This is a genomic window from Streptomyces sp. NPDC037273 (genome assembly GCF_055603625.1).
In genome coordinates this window covers 166,322-183,402 of the sequence record NZ_JBVJVO010000018.1, presented here as the reverse complement: position 1 = coordinate 183,402, position 17,081 = coordinate 166,322, and the positions used below count along the sequence as shown (strand labels likewise).

General features: G+C 70.5%; 17 protein-coding genes and 1 pseudogene. 9 read left to right on the top strand and 9 right to left on the bottom strand.

Features of this window, described 5'->3' with window-relative positions; all coding sequences use genetic code 11:
• Together ACZ7G1_RS34165 and ACZ7G1_RS34160 are read left to right on the top strand one after the other, a co-directional pair.
• Positions 1–267 (top strand): annotated as a pseudogene (locus tag ACZ7G1_RS34165) (DEAD/DEAH box helicase); the annotation flags it as partial.
• 129 nt (positions 268–396) lie between these two features.
• Positions 397–708, top strand: coding sequence for an SCO5918 family protein (locus ACZ7G1_RS34160; RefSeq protein ID WP_150162215.1), 312 nt, complete (start codon positions 397–399; stop codon positions 706–708).
• Positions 709–823: 115 nt separating this feature from the next.
• Here ACZ7G1_RS34160 and ACZ7G1_RS34155 read toward each other — a convergent pair whose 3' ends face one another.
• Positions 824–1,177, bottom strand: coding sequence for a hypothetical protein (locus tag ACZ7G1_RS34155; protein WP_470882189.1), 354 nt, complete (start codon positions 1,175–1,177; stop codon positions 824–826).
• Between the two features lie 48 nt (positions 1,178–1,225).
• The gene (locus ACZ7G1_RS34150; RefSeq protein ID WP_470882190.1) at positions 1,226–1,648 is read right to left on the bottom strand and encodes an ATP-binding protein; all 423 of its coding nucleotides are present in this window, start codon (positions 1,646–1,648) and stop codon (positions 1,226–1,228) included.
• 788 nt (positions 1,649–2,436) lie between these two features.
• On the opposite strand from ACZ7G1_RS34150, the gene ACZ7G1_RS34145 reads away from it, so the two are divergent.
• Entirely contained in the window at positions 2,437–2,775 is a 339-nt protein-coding gene (locus ACZ7G1_RS34145) for a MerR family transcriptional regulator (protein ID WP_150162217.1), read from the top strand.
• A gap of 229 nt (positions 2,776–3,004) precedes the next feature.
• On the top strand, positions 3,005–3,208 hold the full coding sequence (locus tag ACZ7G1_RS34140) for a cold-shock protein (RefSeq protein WP_030325187.1): 204 nt from the start codon (positions 3,005–3,007) through the stop codon (positions 3,206–3,208).
• Between the two features lie 1,111 nt (positions 3,209–4,319).
• Here the strand turns inward: ACZ7G1_RS34140 and ACZ7G1_RS34135 are convergent.
• From ACZ7G1_RS34135 to ACZ7G1_RS34125, 3 genes are all read right to left on the bottom strand, one after another.
• Entirely contained in the window at positions 4,320–5,186 is an 867-nt protein-coding gene (locus ACZ7G1_RS34135) for an alpha/beta fold hydrolase (RefSeq protein ID WP_471204354.1), read from the bottom strand.
• Between the two features lie 171 nt (positions 5,187–5,357).
• Entirely contained in the window at positions 5,358–6,362 is a 1,005-nt protein-coding gene (locus ACZ7G1_RS34130; RefSeq protein WP_470882194.1) for an NADP-dependent oxidoreductase, read from the bottom strand.
• 489 nt (positions 6,363–6,851) lie between these two features.
• Complete coding sequence (locus tag ACZ7G1_RS34125) at positions 6,852–7,544, bottom strand: SDR family oxidoreductase (RefSeq protein WP_470882195.1); 693 nt, start codon at positions 7,542–7,544, stop codon at positions 6,852–6,854.
• A 116-nt stretch (positions 7,545–7,660) separates the two neighbouring features.
• Between ACZ7G1_RS34125 and ACZ7G1_RS34120 the strand changes: the two genes are divergently transcribed.
• Entirely contained in the window at positions 7,661–8,236 is a 576-nt protein-coding gene (locus ACZ7G1_RS34120; RefSeq protein WP_328489241.1) for a TetR/AcrR family transcriptional regulator, read from the top strand.
• Positions 8,237–8,709: 473 nt separating this feature from the next.
• On the opposite strand, the gene ACZ7G1_RS34115 is transcribed toward ACZ7G1_RS34120, so the two are convergent.
• The 4 genes from ACZ7G1_RS34115 to ACZ7G1_RS34100 are packed head-to-tail and all read right to left on the bottom strand — an operon-like array spanning position 8,710 to position 12,627.
• Positions 8,710–9,648, bottom strand: coding sequence for a MerR family transcriptional regulator (locus tag ACZ7G1_RS34115; RefSeq protein WP_470882196.1), 939 nt, complete (start codon positions 9,646–9,648; stop codon positions 8,710–8,712).
• A 54-nt stretch (positions 9,649–9,702) separates the two neighbouring features.
• Complete coding sequence (locus ACZ7G1_RS34110; protein ID WP_470882198.1) at positions 9,703–10,533, bottom strand: ROK family protein; 831 nt, start codon at positions 10,531–10,533, stop codon at positions 9,703–9,705.
• Between the two features lie 43 nt (positions 10,534–10,576).
• Positions 10,577–12,187 carry a bifunctional 3-(3-hydroxy-phenyl)propionate/3-hydroxycinnamic acid hydroxylase MhpA gene (gene mhpA, locus ACZ7G1_RS34105; protein ID WP_470882211.1) on the bottom strand — a complete coding sequence of 537 codons (1,611 nt, stop codon included), beginning with the start codon at positions 12,185–12,187 and terminating at the stop codon, positions 10,577–10,579.
• Positions 12,188–12,192: 5 nt separating this feature from the next.
• The gene (locus ACZ7G1_RS34100) at positions 12,193–12,627 is read right to left on the bottom strand and encodes a type II 3-dehydroquinate dehydratase (RefSeq protein ID WP_470882200.1); all 435 of its coding nucleotides are present in this window, start codon (positions 12,625–12,627) and stop codon (positions 12,193–12,195) included.
• A 263-nt stretch (positions 12,628–12,890) separates the two neighbouring features.
• Here ACZ7G1_RS34100 and ACZ7G1_RS34095 point away from each other — a divergent pair, with 263 nt between their 5' ends.
• From ACZ7G1_RS34095 to ACZ7G1_RS34080, 4 genes are read left to right on the top strand one after another with little or no spacing between them, the layout of a single operon-like run.
• Positions 12,891–14,072, top strand: coding sequence for a DegT/DnrJ/EryC1/StrS family aminotransferase (locus tag ACZ7G1_RS34095; protein ID WP_470882201.1), 1,182 nt, complete (start codon positions 12,891–12,893; stop codon positions 14,070–14,072).
• Positions 14,069–15,217 carry a Gfo/Idh/MocA family protein gene (locus ACZ7G1_RS34090; protein ID WP_470882203.1) on the top strand — a complete coding sequence of 383 codons (1,149 nt, stop codon included), beginning with the start codon at positions 14,069–14,071 and terminating at the stop codon, positions 15,215–15,217. The genes ACZ7G1_RS34095 and ACZ7G1_RS34090 overlap by 4 nt, the downstream gene beginning before the upstream one ends.
• Positions 15,214–15,900, top strand: coding sequence for an HAD-IA family hydrolase (locus ACZ7G1_RS34085; RefSeq protein ID WP_470882205.1), 687 nt, complete (start codon positions 15,214–15,216; stop codon positions 15,898–15,900). The genes ACZ7G1_RS34090 and ACZ7G1_RS34085 overlap by 4 nt, the downstream gene beginning before the upstream one ends.
• Positions 15,897–16,922, top strand: a complete 1,026-nt coding sequence (locus ACZ7G1_RS34080; protein ID WP_470882206.1) for a 3-dehydroquinate synthase family protein — start codon at positions 15,897–15,899, stop codon at positions 16,920–16,922. The genes ACZ7G1_RS34085 and ACZ7G1_RS34080 overlap by 4 nt, the downstream gene beginning before the upstream one ends.
• Positions 16,923–17,081: the final 159 nt, after the last annotated feature.

Sequence of the window (17,081 nt, the reverse complement as noted above, 5' to 3'; positions counted from 1 at the left end):
ACCCTGGTCACCGCCAACCAGAGGCGCGGCCTGACCCGCCTCATGGCCACCGCCGGCATCGTGCCCCGGACCACCCAGGTCCGCTCCGGCGAGGAGGCGCTGCACCGGATCACCGGTGCCCGGACCCCTTCCGGCATCCCGGTGATGATCACCGCGCCGGCGCCCGAGCCGCGCAAGCGCGGCACGACCACCCGCGGTCGGCGCGGCCCCGCCGCGGCGGCGAGGCGTGCCGGCGCGCGGCGTTCCGCTGTTGACGCGGCGGCCTGAGCGCCACGTCACCCCGTTCCGGCGCGGGTGAACAGGACGGCACCCCGGGCGTCCCCGCGCCCGCCCTCGTTCGTGCGTGAACCGCGTCACCACGACGGAACCATCCCTTTCTTCTCCCTGTGAGGCATCATGCGCTGTGTCATCGCCCGCTTCCCTTTCGACCTCACCAAGAGCGGCGTCCTGGACTCCATGAAGGGCATCAAGCCTGAGGAGGTTGTCGGCGAGTCCGTGATCATCGGCCGTCGCACGTACCCCGTCAAGCAGGTCGGCCAGGTCATCACCCGTCAGGACCGCCGCGACTTCAGCGTCGGCGAGGTCCTCCGGGCCATGGCCAAGCTCGGCTTCACCTGCCGCACCCTTCCCCGGGCCACCGCGCCCGTCCGCGGGCTCGACCCGGTCCGGCACGCCTCCGCGCTGCTCGGCACCCCCGTGGCGGCCTGACCGTCACCCACGGGCGGACGTGAGCTGACGCCCGAACAGCCAAGAGGGCCCGACCGGCACACGCCGGTCGGGCCTTCTCGCGTATCGGTAGGTCGGTTTCCCCACCGGCGCGAGGTCAATGATCGGAGTAGCTGAAGTCGCCCACGGTCCGAGCATTGACGTCCGCGATCGAGACGCGGTACATCCCGCCTGTCTCCGGGATCCCCACCGTGCCCTGAGGGATCCGCGCCATGTGGAAGTGCAGATGGGCGGGCGGGGCCCCGCGTCGTGGCGGCGAAGACGGCGGAGAACCCTCCCAAGCGGCTGAGCCCGCCAGGACCGCTGACACCCGCTGGCTCCACTCCGCCTCGGGGGCCGGCCGACAAGTGATGACAGCGCCACGGGTGACCACGGTCAGGGACATCTGATCGCTCTGCCCGAACTCCATCAGCGCGGCCCCGCCGACAAGCAGATCGTCAAGCTTCGTCATGGAAACCGATCCTCTTCACGGGTCGTCCCGTCCCCTCAACCCGTCCTGCTACCGCATGAGAAGGGCAGACACCGTCTTCCCACCAGAGGCTCGCCGGGTGACCGCGGTCGACGTGGCGAGTCGGTTGACCAGGGGCCAGCCGAAGCCTCCGGCGCCGACGTCGAGGTCGGGGGTGCGCATGCGCGGGGCACGGGGACTGGGGTCGTGCACGGCCACCTCGATGCTGTTCGGGTGCGCGGTCAGGTCCAGGGCGCAGGTGCCGCCGCCGTGGCACAGGTCGTTGGTGACGAGCTCCGAGACCACCAGGACCACGGTGTCGGCGGCCTCGGATGCGCGCGCCGGCACGGGTCCTTCGAGGAAGGATCGGGCGCTGTCGCGTGCAACGGCAACGGAACCTGCAGGGCGGTCGGTCGCGACGGCGACGCCCCGACAAGCGGCGGATAACCCAGCGCGACCCCGCTGTGCCCCCACCCGCGTCACTGTTCGAGGTCGATTACCTCTCTACCGGACACGCGAAAATCTATGTCGGCCGGAGTAGACATTGAGCGGTGGCGTAGTTATGGTTTCTCTCGTAGCCCAGAGAAATAGCAGGGCCTGGCAGAGACGAACTGCCGGCACGCGGTACCAGCAGTACAGCTAGTTGCAGTTCGCAGGACGGTGCGGCGGTGGAGTTCCGAAGCCAGGGATGTTGCAGGACGGCGACGGGACTGACGGCCGGACCGGGTGGCCCGCAGTGATCAGGGGCCGCCGCAGCGGGACCGCGGTCATGGCAGGTGCGGTACCCGTGAGTGCAGTGCGCACTACCCAGCAGTCAGTGAGCGGTACCCCCGGTGAAGGCGTCGGCTGCGGACGCGCGCACCGGGAAGTTCGGCAGTGGGGTTCCAAGCCAGGGAAGACGCAGGACGGGCAACGGGGCTGGCTGCCGAAGAGTGACGCTGTCGCAGGTCGCTCAGCAGTACGCATCACCCGCAGTACCCCGATGGTAGGAAGTTGATCACCGAGGGAAGAACGGAGGAACGAAGCACCATCAGGATCGCCCGGACGGAAGTCTCGAGTCCGGGTACCGCAGGACATCGATAGTGGGGTGGTCTCCGGTCAAGCAACCGCGATCCCCGCACTCCCGACAGCGACTGGGTCGGGCAGGCGGACACAGAAGGCCGGCGCGGTAACAGGGTCGGCACGTGGTGTAGAAGTTCCTTCGGGGCCCTGGTGCCAGTACGGCACCAGGGCCCCTCCACGCGTTCCCGAGAGAGGTGCAGATGACAGCAGACGACTCGTACGGCCGTCTCGACGACGACGACTACCCCGCCTACACGATGGGCCGGGCCGCCGAGATGCTCGGCACCACCCAGGGCTTCCTCCGGGCCATCGGCGAGGCCCGTCTGATCACCCCGCTGCGCTCCGAGGGCGGCCACCGCCGCTACTCCCGCTACCAACTGCGCATCGCCGCCCGCGCCCGCGAACTCGTCGACCAGGGCACCCCCATCGAGGCCGCCTGCCGGATCATCGTCCTCGAAGACCAGCTCGAAGAGGCGCAGCGCATCAACGCCGAATACCGCCGCGCCGCCCAAGAGGCCGACCCGTCGGCCGCGGCCTGAGACGGTGCGCGCCCCGCCGTGCCTCGGCGGGTCCGTTCCCGCTTGGAGGAGCCCTTCTGGTGACGGGGTGTGCGGACGTGTACCGTCCCCGTTAGCTGTCGTGGTTCGGAATTCCCTTTGCCCACGCCTTCGGCGTGGGCGTTTTGCTGTGCTGTGTCGCAGGAACCAGGGCGATCACCTCCGCCTCCCACATGGTGTGGGCGGCGTTCGTCGACTGGAAGGCATGAACATGGCTACGGGAACTGTGAAGTGGTTCAACGCGGAGAAGGGCTTCGGCTTCATCGCCCAGGACGGTGGAGGCCCGGACGTCTTCGCCCACTACTCCGCGATCAACTCCTCGGGCTTCCGTGAGCTCCAGGAGGGTCAGACCGTGACGTTCGACGTCACCCAGGGCCAGAAGGGCCCCCAGGCGGAAAACATCAACCTCGCCTGAACCGCCCCACACCCCGCCGGCGGAACCGGGGGCACTGGGCTCAGGGCGCACGGCTGCTTCGCGCGTTTCGAGTCGAGTGTCCCCGGAACGCGCTCATGGCCTTGTCGCCACCGTGGAATTGGCGGAACGAGCGAGGCCCACTCCCCGCGGTCGCTGCGGCGACACCGCGGGCCGTGTCCTCTTTCCCCTCGCCTCACCGCGTCCGCCTGCTCGGCGCCCTTGCTGTCCTGGCCGTCGTCTTCGTGGGCCGCTCCACCGACTCTCGGCCGCGGTACTCCGAGCGGCTGCAGAAGGCCGCCCGCCGGAAGACCCTCAGCGTCGATGCGGCTACGCCGCCGGGCTCAGTGATGAGGACGGCAGCGGTTGTCGGGACCCGGACGTCACTCGTTGCCGCGACGGTCACGGCGTCCCGGACGGCCCGGGCGACTTCCAGGGGATGGCGGCCGGGTGCGACCGCGAGCTGGACCTGAATGTGCCGGGCGGGCGGATCGTCCTGGTGCGTCACCCTGACGGGGTGGCCGCCCAGTGGGGCGGCCCGGCACGGTCGCCGCGATGTCGGCCAGCTCTCCGATCGGCCCCCGCAGGGGTACGGTTTCGGTCGCGGGGGTCGAGCTTCGCGTGGGCTCTTCCTGGGACGGGGGCGTCGTGACGTTCTCCGCGGTCTGCGGCCCTCCGTCTGCCTCCGGGCCCTCGTGGAGATCCGTGACGCGCAGATCGACTGCCACAGCGCCCAGGCCGAGTTCTTCGTCGGCTGCCTTGAGCAGGGTCGTCCTCAACTGCTCGGCGGCTTGAGGAACGGGCAGTGTCACGGACGCGGTGAAGGCCGCCTCGATGCTGAGCGGGCCGGGCGGGAGGGCGCCGGCAGGCGGGCGAACGGCCGATGTGAGCACGGGTTCGTGCGGGACCGGTCCGATGCGCAGGCTCCCTGAGTGCGGTCCCTTCCAGTAGTCCATGCCTTTCTGGCGGGGCTGGTCGGTGCGTACCCAGAGCAGGATCGAGGAAGTGAGGTGATTCCTCTCCACGCCCGGCTGAGCGGCGGACGGTGAGGCGCTCATGGTGCTGCTCTTCTCTCTCTGGTCGCCGAACGTGCAGTGGTGGAGTTCGCCAGAGGTCAACGGGCAAGGAACTCGACCGCGAGGGGGGCGAACTGCTGGTGGTGCTGGAAGATGCCGCCATGGCCGGAGTCGGGGTAGATGGTCAGCTCGCTGCCCTTGATGCGTCGGTGCAGGTCCTCGGAGAGGACCGAAGGCACCATGCGGTCGTTGTCGCCATTGGCGATCAGGGTGGGCTGGGCGAGCTGCGACAGGTCGTCGGGGGTGGAGCGCCCCCACTTCTTGATCGCCTTCAGCTGCGTCTGGAACGCTTTGATCTTGATCTTCGCATCGCGGTCGGCAGTGCGCTCCTTGAGCCGGTCGACGAACGCGCGCGCGGCGAGCTTGCCGGTGGTGTTGCGGTTGAAGAACAGGAATTCCTTGGGGTCCGACCAGGTCAGGGTGGCGCGCAGCATGTCCCCATATGTGATGGCGGCGACCTTGTCGATGTCCTTGCCGCCCTTGGGGCCTGTGCCGGTGAGGACGAGTTTGCGGACGAGCTCGGGGTGCTTCACCACCAGGGCCTGGGCGATGAAGCCACCGAGGGAGAAGGAGAAGACGTCGATCCTGTCGAAGGCGAGCGCCGTGATGAAGGTGTAGGCGTCATCAGCCATTGCCTCGATGCTGTCCGGCACCTGGCCCGTGGAGGCCCCGACACCGCGCTGGTCGAAGGCGATGACGTGACGGCCCTTCGCGATGGGGTCGATGATGCGCGGGTCCCAGTTGTCCAGGGTCGCGGCGAGGTGCACGAAGAACACGACGGGGACGCCGCCCTTGGGTCCCAGCTCGCGGAAAGCGTAGGTGACGCCGCCGGCGGTGACGGTGCGGGTCGGGGCGTGGGCGTACGAGGTGATGACGGGTTCGTTCGGGGTACCGGTGCTGCTCATGGTGGTTTCTCCCGGTGTGTTTCCGGTCGCCCGCCGCGGGGTGGTGGCGGGTCCGCCGGGGCTGGTGACGGCCCTGCCGAAGCCGGGCGCCAGGCCCGTGACCAGCCGCATCACGCCTTGCTAGGCGTGGACGGTGAACTGGTGGAGCTGGTCGATGCCGGCGGGTCTGCCCTACGTCATGGAGACGACGACCTTGCCGGCCTTCGCCCGGCCCTTTTCGACGTACTCCATGGCGTGGAGGGTGTCGTCGAACGGGAAGACGGTGTCGACGACGGGGCGGATCTTCCCGGTGTCGATGAGGGGGGTGAGTTCGCGCAGTTGGTCACCGCTGGCCTTCATGAACAGGAAGGAGTACGTGACACCGAGACGCTTCGCCCGGCGCCGGGTCTTGGCGCTGAGGGCGGTGATGGCCAGACGCAGGACCGGGTTCGAGCCGAGTTCGCGGGCGGTGGCCGGGTCGGGCGGGCCCGCGACGGAGATGGCCAGGCCGCCGGGCTTGAGGATGCGCAGGGACTGGGCGAGGTTGTCGCCGCCGAGGGGGTCCAGGACGACGTCGTAGCCGTCGAGGATCTCCTCGAAGTTCTGCGTGCGGTAGTCGATGACTTCGTCCGCGCCGAGTTCCTTGACGAGGCCGACCTTGGCGGTGCTCGCGGTGGTGGCCACGTGCGCGCCCAGTGCCTTGGCCAGCTGGACGGCGATGGAGCCGAGGCCGCCGGCGCCCGCGTGGATGAGGACCTTCTGGCCCGGCTGTACGCGGGCCCGCTCGACCAGGGCCTGCCAGGCGGTCAGCGCGACCAGGGGGAGGGAGGCGGCCTCGGTCATGGTGAGCGTGGCGGGCTTGGGCGCCAGGTCGTCCTGGTGGACGGCGAGGAGTTCGGCGAAGGTGCCGATGCGGTCCTTGTCGGGCCGCGCCCAGACCTCGTCGCCCACGGCGAAGCGATCGACGGATGATCCGACGCGGACGACGGTCCCGGCGAGGTCGTTGCCCAGGACGAACGGGAGACGGTAGGGCAGGATCGCCTTGAGGTCACCGTTGCGGATCTTCATGTCCAGCGGGTTGACGCTCGCTGCGTGGATCTTGACCAGGACGTCGTCGGCGCCCACCTGGGGGTCGGGCATCTCGGCGGCGCGCATCCCGGTCGCGTCACCGTACTTCTCGACCATGAAGGCCCTCATCGTCGTCTCCGTTCCGTGTCCCGTTCGTGGAAGGGGGCGGGGTCTGTGCTCACCCCGGGCTTCTTCCGGTACGAGATAGCTTGTGTTGTTTCCTGGCTGCGGCTGGGCGCACCGCGTCCTCAGCCGCGTTCACCCGTCAGGCCACCGGCACGACAGGGGCGGTGACGCGGTCGGCTGCGCCTCCCTGGAGGCGGTGCAGGGAGGCACCGATCCCGTCATGGGGCGCGCCGAGCGGCACCGCGCTGACCTCGGCCAGTCGGGTAGCCGTCCGCGCTGTCGAGGTAGGTGCCGCCGGCCTCGGCGAACCGGTCGAAGATCCGGCGTGCCTCGTCCGGCTAGCGCCCGCGCCCCAGCCGGTGCCGAAGTTCGCGGTGCCGAGCGCGTACTCGGAGACGCGCAGTCCGGTCCGGCGCCCGAAGGTCGTACAACGCGTGAAAGGTCCTTGCGCGAGGGGTGGGAAGGGGGCGCGCCGCGGTGGCGGGGTGAGCGTCAGCCTGCGCTCGGCTGGGGTGCCGCGGACAGGCTCTGCTTGACGTACCGGCTTGTCTCGTCGGCGAGGATCTCGGGCAGGCCGGCCTCGATGCCGTACAGGGCCTGGGCCGCGACGTCGGCGGCGGAGACCTTCTGGTCGGCGGGGACGCCGGCGGCCATGTCGGTGTCCATGTAGCCGACGTGCAGCGCCGAGACGGCGATGCCCCGGGGCGCCAGCTCGTCGCGGGTCGCGTCACTCAGTGCCCAGGCGGCGGCCTTGGATGCGGCGTAGGAGCCGAGGGCGGCCGGATGGAACCAGGACAGGGCGGACAGGACGTTGAGTACGGCGCCTCCGCCGTTGCCCTCGATGACGGGGGCGAAGGCGCGGGTCGCGGCGAGCGGGCCGTAGAAGTTGGTCTCCATCTCCCGGCGTACTTCATCGATGTCGCCTTCGATCAGCGTCGCGCCGGTGGAGATGCCCGCGTTGTTGATCAGCAGGGTCGCGTCCGACGCGATGCGGGCGGCATCCCGTATCGATGCCTCGTCCGTCACGTCGAGGCGCAGCGGGACGGTGCCCGGCACATCAACGGTCTCGGGGCGGCGGGCGGCCGCGTACACCTTCGCGCCGCGCTCCACGAGCTGGGCGGCCAGGTGCCGCCCGAGGCCCCGGTTGGCGCCGGTGATGACCGCGACCGCGTTCTTCAGTTCCATGCCTGCTCCTGGTCTTCGGCGGGCGCCGTCGAGTCGTGCGCTCCGTTTTGGATTACGGACACAATCTAAACACGGGGATAAGATAGATGCCAGTCGACATCCAAATGGAGGTGGCCATGGGCCGCGTATCGCAGGCGCAGGCGCAGGAGAACCGCAGGCGAGTGGTGGACACCGCCTCCCGGCTGTTCCGGGAACAGGGCACCCAGGTGAGCGTCGCCGACCTCATGAAGGCGGCCGGGCTGACCCACGGCGGCTTCTACAAGCAGTTCGCCTCCAAGGAGGCGCTCGTCGACGAGGCGACCGCCCACGCCTTCGCCGAGCTCGCCCGGCGTCATACGGCCGGGCTCGAGCAGTACGACGGGCAGCGCGATACCGCTCAGCGGGCCCTGATCGACGCCTACCTCTCCGTCGAGCACCGTGACGACCCGGCGGACGGCTGCCCGGTCGCGGCCCTCGCCGTCGACGTAGCACGCGGGGATGAGGACTGCGAGGCCCGTCGCACCTACACCGAGGGGGTGGCCGACTTTGCCGCGTTCCTCGCCCCGGCCGGGGCCGCCGGGGGAGGCGAGGACGGCATCGCCCGGCTGTGCACCTTGTTCGGTGCGCTGGTGCTGTCCCGGGCCACCGCGGGTTCCGCACTCTCCGAGGAGATCCTCACCGCCGCGCACGCGGCCCTGACGGAAGCCGGCTGACCGGGGCCAAGGCCCCTGGCACCGCGCGGCGCGTGCGCGCCGGTCGCACCCACCGTCGAACCACCGCGGGCACCCGCGAGGGGCTGCGATCGCCCCCCATCGGCGGTAGCGCTGCCGGCCGGAGCGCCACCGACGTCAGCGCGGCAGAACGACCGTCGGCTGGTCTCGGATGTCACGCGGGATCTCGTCGACGCTCGCGGTCGCGTTCACGCTCGCGGCCCTCGCGAGGAAGAGTACGGCGGACACGACGCGCGCCAGCGTCGCGGCATCGCTCTCGTTGAGCCGCCCGGTGCGGCCCGCGTGGGCGACGGCCTCTCGGTGCGCGCGGTGATGGCCAGGGCCTGCTGGTGACCGGGCTCAGTGGGGTCACCGAAGACCGTCTCGCGCAGGCAGACGCACCACGTGGAGTGCGTGGCGATTCTGGAGCCCGCGAAGTAGGGCGCCCGCCGGGCCTTGCGGCGGGCGCGGGGTGATCAGTGTGCAGTGCGGGCGTGGAGGGCCTGGAGGGTCCAGTCCAGGATGGGGGAGAGGCTTTCGGGGGCGGACCAGCTGTTGATCACGGCGAGGAGTTCGAGGTAGCGCTCCCGGCGGGGGTCGTTCGCTGCTTCCAGGCGGATGATGAGGCGGTGGCGGAGCTCGTCGTCGTCGGGGGCGCCGACGAGGGTCGCGAAGTGGGAGGTGAGGGCGGCGACGAGCTGGTCGGCCTGGGGGGCGGTCGGAGGGATGTCGGCCGCGAGGGCGGGGGAGACGTGGTCGCGGATGGTTGCGACGAGGTCGCGGCCCGGGCCGGTCGCCTGGGTGCGGGCCTGGTCGGCGGCCTCGTCTTCGGCGATGCGTCGCATGTGGGCGCGGAAGTCGGCGTCTTGGGAGAGTTCGGCCAACTCCACCCATGCTTCGACCTGCTCGGCCTGGGGGTTGTCGGGGAGTTCGGGGGTGAGGGAGCGACCCATCGCCGCGAAGGCGGAGGCGTTGGGGGAAGCGCCGAAGGTGGCACCGAGGAAGTCCTCGATGAGGTGGCGACGCTCGTCCTCGGAAAGCTTGGCAAGCTTGTGCATGAGTTCCATCTCCTCAGGGCTGGATCCGCGTTTGGCCACCGATGTCAGCACGGCGCGGCGCAGGCGCAGGGTGCGAATCTGGACTGCCAGCGCCTCGGCGTGGGCCGCGGCGACCTCGGGTAGCGAGAGCTCGCGGTCCAGGACCTTCCGAATGGTCGAGAGGTCCAGGCCCAGGTCGCGGAGGGTCCGTACGAGGTCGAGGCGCGCGACGGCGTCGATGTTGTAGAGGCGGAAACCAGCCGGGTTGCGGTCAGTGGGCTCGACGATCCCGCGATCGGAGTAGAAGCGGATGGTCTTGACCGTCAGCCCGGTGCGCCGGGCCAGGTCGCCGATCGAGTAGAGCGTTTCGCCGTCCATGCCCCCACCTTTGCATCTCCCCTTAGGGGAGACTCAAGCGCAGGCGGTCGCCCGTCAGGCGACCGTGCCACCTCTGGCGGCGAGAACCGCTCCGTGGAGCGAGGACCTGCCGCCGAGCAGCGCCGGCCCGATCGGGGCCGGGGGGTGCCCCTGCCTGCTCAGAAGGGCCGCCTGCCGGGAGGTCTCCTCGACGAAGCCGGGAAGTCCCGCCGCGAATCCGCCACCGATCACCATCGCGTCGGGGCGTACGAGTTCGCCCACGCCGACCAGGGCGGCCGCCAGGACCGCGCAACTGTGCGTGACCGCCGCGACCGCCCAGTCCGCGCCCTCGGCGTATCCGTGACGGAGCTCGGCGAAGCTCACCCGCGTCCCGCGGGCGGCGCTCGCCCTGCGCAGGGTGGCCGGCCCGGATGCCTCCGCCTGGACGCAGCCGCGCCGCCCGCAGTCACAGCGTTCGCCCTGCCGGGCGACGATCAGATGGCCCAGCTCGCACGAACCCCGCCGCGGACCCGGGACGGAGCGCCCGCCCAGGACGATCCCCCCGCCGATGCCCGTGCCGACTCCCAGGTACACCAGGTCGGCGAGGCCCGAGGCCTGGGCTTCGGCCAGAGCGGCCAGATCGCCGTCGTCGGCCCAGTGGAGCTCGGCGCGCGGAAACAGCTCACCGAGGACGGTCGCCAGATCGAGCCCCCGCCAGGACGGGCGGGTGGGCCAGGAGGCCACCCGCCCGTCGGCGTCCAGGGTGGCGGGCACCGCGACTCCCACGGCCGCGACGGGTTGCCCCGTGCGGGCCCGGATCTCCTCCGCGTGCCGGTGGAGAGCGGCGATGTCATCGGCGGCCCGCCCGGACTCGGGCCAGGTGAAGGACGATTCGTGGGCGTCCACGCCGTCCGGCTCGGCGCGGAAGGCGACCTTGGTGCCGCCGATGTCAATGCCGAGAAGAATCGCGCACCTCCGAGAGGGCCAGCTGGCTCTTCAACTGGTCGACCGTGGCGCCGAGTTCGCGCGCGTTCCGGGCGACTCCGAAGATATGGCGGTCCGGCCGTACCAGCACGAACTGCGCCTTGGCGGACGCCAGGAACGGCAGGTAGACGCCATCCAGGTCGATCCAGGTGTCCTCCCCGCTCCGTTCCCCGGAATCGTCCGGAACCAGTTGGACCATGTGGGTGTCGAGGTCGGCGAGGAACCGACTCCGCTCGGGGCTGAGGACGGAGCCCGGGTCGACGGTCGCCAGCAGGACGAAGCCCGTTCCCACCACGTGGTCGAAGAGCCCCGACACCGCGCCCCTGGCGACACGGCCTTGGGGCACCACCGATCCCGTGGGCGGCGCGGCGACCGTTCCGACGGTCCGGCGCAACAGTCCGTCGCGCAGGGCGAGCGCCACCGAACGGTCGGGCATGCGGCCGGCTGTCAGCGCGGCGTCCCGGCGCTCGGCCTCGGCCTCGTCGGTGATGCAGATGATCTTTCCGAGCTGCACGGACAGTTCGGTGGTCCGGCGCACGTGGTCGCCTCGCTCCAGGCCGTAGCTGTCCAGCAGCCGCTCCTCGCAGACGCCCTTGAGGACGAGGTCGAGCTTCCAGGACAGGTTGAGCGCGTCCCGGATGCCGGAGCACATGCCGGCGCCCGCGAACGGCGGCATCGAGTGCGCGGCGTCACCGGCGAGCAGCAGACGCCCCTTGCGCCAGGCGTCGACCAGCTCCGCCTTGAAGGTGTAGACGGTGTGTCGCGTCAGGACGGCGTTGTCCGGGGTGACGTCGAACGGTTCGAGCAGGCGCCAGGCGGTCTCGGGCCGGTCGAGGTCGTCGATCTTCTCGTCCGGCAGGCGCATGAACTCCCACCGGCGGCGGCCGGGACCCCCGCCGACGACCGTCGTCGGTCGGGCCGGATCGCAGATCTGGGTGTTGAGGGGAACGAAGTCGCGCGGCTCGTTCAGGACCACGTCACACAGCAGCCAGTCGTGCGAGAAGTCCAGGTCGATCCGGCCGACCCCCATGGACTCGCGCACGAAACTGTTGGCGCCGTCGCAGCCGACGAGCCAGGCCGAGGTGAGGACGGCGCGCTCGCCGTCCGCGGTCTCGGTGATCAGTGTGACGCCGTCACCGTCGTCGGTGACGGAGATCGCGGTGCGGCCGCGGTACACCAGCAGGTTCTCGAACACCGAGGCGCGGGCCCGGAGGGCCTTCTCCAGCTCGGGCTGCTGGAAATGCAGGGCATCCGGAAAGCCGTGCGTCCCGACTTCGGAGAAGTCCAGGCGGAGGAGGGTGGCGCCGGCGGCATTGCGCCAGTCGTAGGCGTCCACCGGTTCGGCCGTTCCCGCGAACGAGGGGTCGATGCCCAGGGTCACGAGGGTACGCGCGGTCTCGCCGTCGAAAGAGGTCGCCCGGGGCAGTTCGTACGGGGCTTCCCACCGCTCGACGACGGTGACGCGCCACCCCTGCCGGGCCAGCAGGATCGACAGCACCTGGCCCACCGGACCGTACCCGACGATGACGACGTCGCTGTCGAACCGGTCGCGGCCGGCCTGACCCTGGAGTGTCATGGCGCTCACCGGCCGTTCATGCCGACGAGGGCCCGGGCGGCGAGCCGGTAGCCGTCCGCACCGAGGCCGAAGATCACACCGCTCGCGAGCGAGCCGAGAATCGACTGGTGCCGAAAACCCTCGCGCGCCCAGATGTTGGAGAGGTGGACCTCGATCCACGGCCGGGGATAGTTGGCGAGGGCGTCCCGCAGGCTCCAGCCGGCGATCATCAGCGCGCCGGGGTTGATGATGGCCCCCACCGCGTCGTAATGGTCCTGCACCGTCCGGACCATCTCGCCTTCGCAGTCGTGCTGCTTGGAGACGACCGTCCAGCCGTGTCCGGCGACCTCCTCGGCCACTGCCTGCCGAATATCCTCCAATGTTTCCGACCCGTATATCTCGGGCTCGCGGCGCCCGAGTATTCCCAGGTTCGGTCCATTCAGCAGCAGAATTTCACTCAAGGCCGACCTCGATAATTCGTCGGGGTAATAGATGAATCAGATGAATCAGGTGAGTCACGTGAATCAGGTGAATCGGATGAGTCAGGTGCATCGGTGGCATGGTGAAGCGCGGTCAGCATACTCCCGTCGAGAGGCCAGTCAGGCCGGCCTCGATCAATTCGCCGAACAGCTTGGAAGACAGGGGTCACTAGGGGTTGGCGTAGGGGGTTGCCGCCATTCCGACCTGCTGGATTAATGAGCCGAAGTAAACTTGTTTCTGCCAAATGGAAAGGTTGATCGTGGCCGGAATTTCGTCACAGAATCTGGAATTCCCGCAATGGCCTCAGTTCGGCGACGAGGAACGTGCCGGCCTGATGCGTGCCCTGGAGCAAGGACAGTGGTGGCGGATCGGAGGCAACGAGGTCGACCTCTTCGAGGAGGAGTTCGCCGGATATCACGGTGCCGGACACGCCCTGGCGGTGACCACCGGAACCCACGCGCTCGAACTCGCCCTCCAGGTACTCGGGGTCGGCCCGGGCACCGAGGTCATCGTCCCCGCCTTCACCTTCATCTCCTCCTCGCAGGCGGCACAGCGGCTCGGCGCGGTCGCCGTGCCGGTGGACGTCGACCCCGACACCTACTGCATCGACGTGGCGGCCGCGGCGGCCGCCATCACCCCGCGCACCCGGGCGATCATGCCCGTCCACATGGCGGGCCTGGTCAGCGACATGGACGGGCTCGGGAAGCTGGCGGCCGACGCCGGCGTCCCACTCATCCAGGACGCCGCGCACGCGCACGGTGCCGAGTGGCGCGGCAAGCGGGTCGGGGACCTGGGCTCGGTGGCCGCCTTCAGCTTCCAGAACGGAAAGCTCATGACCGCGGGCGAAGGCGGCGCGGTGACCTTCCCCGAGGCCGAGCAGTACGAACTCGCCTTCCTGCGGCACAGCTGCGGACGGCCCCGGACGGACCGCTCCTACCTGCACAGGACGTCCGGCTCCAACTTCCGCATGAACGAGTTCTCGGCCAGTGTGCTGCGGGCCCAGCTCTCCCGCCTCGACGAACAGATCGAGACCCGGCAGCAGCGCTGGCCGCTGCTGAGCGAGCTGCTGGCGCAGATCCCCGGCGTCGTGCCCCAGGGCGGCGACGACCGCTGCACCCGCAACCCGCACTACATGGCCATGTTCCGGATCCCCGGGATCACCGAAGAGCGGCGCAACGCGCTGGTCGACGCCCTGATCGAACGCGGACTGCCGGCCTTCGCCGCCTTCCGGGCCATCTACCGCACCCCTGCCTTCTGGGAGCTGGCAGCCCCCGACGAGTCGGAGGAGGACATCGCCCGCCGCTGCCCCGTCAGCGAGGAGCTCACCCGAGACTGCGTCTGGCTGCACCACCGCACGCTGCTCGGCACGGAACAGCAGATGCACGCCATCGCGGACGTGGTGGCCGACGTACTGGGGCGGCTTTGAGCCTCCGGGTAGCCGTGGTGGGGCTCGGCTGGGCGGCCCGTACGATCTGGCTACCCCGGCTCGCCGCCCACCCCGGCATGACCGTCACGACCGTCGTCGACCCCAGCCCCGCGGCACGGGCGGCCTTCGCCGCCGACACCGCGAAGGCCCGCGTGCTCTCCGATCCCGGGGAACTCTCACCGGACCTCGACGACACCGCGAACGTCCGCGTGCTCTCCGATCCCGGGGAGCTCTCACCGGACCTCGTCGACCTCGCGATCGTCGCGGTGCCGAACCACGCGCACAGCTCCGTGGCCGGCGCCCTGCTGCGCCGGGGGATCCCGGTCTTCCTGGAGAAGCCGGTCTGTCTCTCCCGCGCGGAGGCCGACGAGCTGGCCCTGGCCGAGCAGGAGGGCGGCGCCGTCCTCATCGCGGGCAGCGCCGCCCGGTGCCGCGCGGACATCCTGGCCCTGCGGCGGCTGGTCACCTCGGTGGGCGACGTACGTCACCTCCGGCTGACCTGGGTCCGGGCCAACGGCGTTCCCGGCACCGACTGGTTCACCCGCCACGACGAGGCCGGCGGAGGGGTCCTGCTGGACCTGGGCTGGCATCTGCTCGACACCGCCCTGTTCCTGCTGGGCCCGGTGGAGTTCGACCAGGTGGTCGGGGCCACGACGCACGACTTCGTGAACCGCCGCGCCTCGCGTGCCGCGTGGCGGGAGGAGGCGTCGGAGCCCGCGGGGACGGAGTCCGCCGAAGTGGAGGACACCGCCCGCGCGTTCCTCGTGACCGACTCCGGCGTCTCGGTGTCGCTGCTCACGAGCTGGGCCTCGCACGCCGCACACGACAGCACCACCGTGGAGGTGCACGGCAGCGCGGGGACGGCGGTCCTGGGGTGCACGTTCGGATTCAGCCCGAACCGGCTCGGCGGTTCGTCCCTGACGTTCACCCAGGACGGGCGGACCGCGCCGGTCCCCCTGGACGAGGAACCGGTGGGCGCCGAGTACGACCGGCAGATCGACGCACTCGCCGGCCTCCTGAACGACCCGGCGCAGCGGGGCAGGGCCGTCGCGGCGGCCCGCCGAACCATCGACGTCATCGAACGAATCTATGAGTCCGCGGCGCGTGCGGCCGGCTCGCACAAGCCCGAAGAGGTGCCCGCATGAACAGGGAACAGACCAACGGTGCCGACGTCCCCTCGCCGGACACGGCCTTGCGGGCCGTCATCTTCGATCTCGACGGCGTGCTCGTCGACAGCTTCGGGGTGATGCGCGAGGCGTTCGAGATCGCCTACAAAGAGGTCGTCGGCGCGGGCGAACCGCCCTTCGCGGAATACAGCCAGCACCTCGGCCGGTACTTCCCGGACATCATGAAGATCATGAACCTGCCTCTGGAAATGGAGGAGCCGTTCGTCCGGGAGAGCTATCGGCTGGCCCATCGCGTCCGCATGTTCGACGGGGTACCCGAGATGCTGGACGCACTCCACCGGCGCGGCCTCAGGTTCGCGGTCGCCACCGGCAAGAGCGGGCCCCGCGCCCGCTCGCTCCTCGACACCCTCGGCGTGCTGTCGCTGTTCGACCACGTGATCGGCTCGGACGAGGTGGCGCACTCCAAGCCCGCGCCCGACATCGTCCTGCGAGCCCTGGAACTGCTCGAGGTGGATGCCGCGGACGCCGTCATGATCGGCGACGCCGTCAGCGACCTCGCCAGCGCCCGCGCGGCCGGCGTCAGGGACCTCGCGGCACTGTGGGGCGAGAGCGACCCGGCGCCACTCCTTGCGGCCGAGCCCCACGCCGCCCTGAAGAGCCCGGAGGAGCTGCTCACCTGGTGCCTGGACGCGGCGCGATGACCGGCACCGCTCGCACCATCCGCGTACCCCTCGGTGAGCGGTCGTACGACGTACACATCGGCCCGGGGGTCAGAAACGCGCTCCCGGCGATCGTCGAAGGCCTCGGCGCACGGCGGGCGGCGGTGATCTCCGCCCGCCCGCCGGAGTGGACACCGGACCCGGGAGTTCCCTCGCTGCTGCTTCCGGCGGCGGACGGCGAAGAGGCGAAGACCCTGGCAGCCGTACAGGACTACTGCCGCCACTTCGCCGCCTTCGGGCTCACCCGGGCCGACGTGGTCATCGCCGTCGGCGGCGGCACCACCACCGACACGGCGGGCCTCGCCGCCGCGCTCTACCACCGGGGAGTGCCGGTGATCCACCTCCCCACGTCACTGCTGGCACAGGTGGACGCCAGCGTCGGCGGAAAGACCGCGGTGAACCTCCCCGAGGGCAAGAACCTCGTGGGCGCGTACTGGCAGCCCACGGCCGTGCTGTGCGACACCGATTACCTCACCACGCTGCCGGCACGCGAAATGACCAACGGCTTCGGCGAGATCGCCCGATGCCACTTCATCGGCGCGGGCGATCTGCGCCCGCTGCCGCTGACCGAGCAGATCGTCGCGAGCGTGCGCCGCAAAGCCGAGATCGTCGCCGCCGACGAACGGGACACGGGCCTGCGACACCTGCTCAACTACGGTCACACCCTGGGCCACGCACTGGAACGCGCCACCGACTTCTCGCTGCGCCACGGCGAAGGGGTGGCCATCGGCACCGTCTTCGCGGGGCGCCTCGCCGGAGCACTCCGACGCATCCCGCAGGCACGGGTCGACGAACACCTCGACGTGGTACGGCACTACGGCCTCCCGACGCGCCTGCCATCCGGCGTGTCACCAGCCGACCTGATCGCCCTGATGCGGCTGGACAAGAAGGCCACCACCGGACTCTCCTTCGTCCTCGACGGCCCCGAGGGCGCGGAACTGGTGACGGACGTACCCGAGGCAGCGGTCGCCGCCGCCCTTGCGGGGATGCCCAAGGAGGCATGAGGGGCTCGGGCAACGCGGCCGCCGCGACTCCCCGTTCGTGGGGGCGTGGCGAGGACTTCAGGACCGGGAGGTCGCGGCGCGGGCCGCGCACCGGCGCGTGACGCTCGCGCCCGACCCGCCTGGTCTGGGGTCGCCCGGGTGGACCGGCCTGGTCTGGGT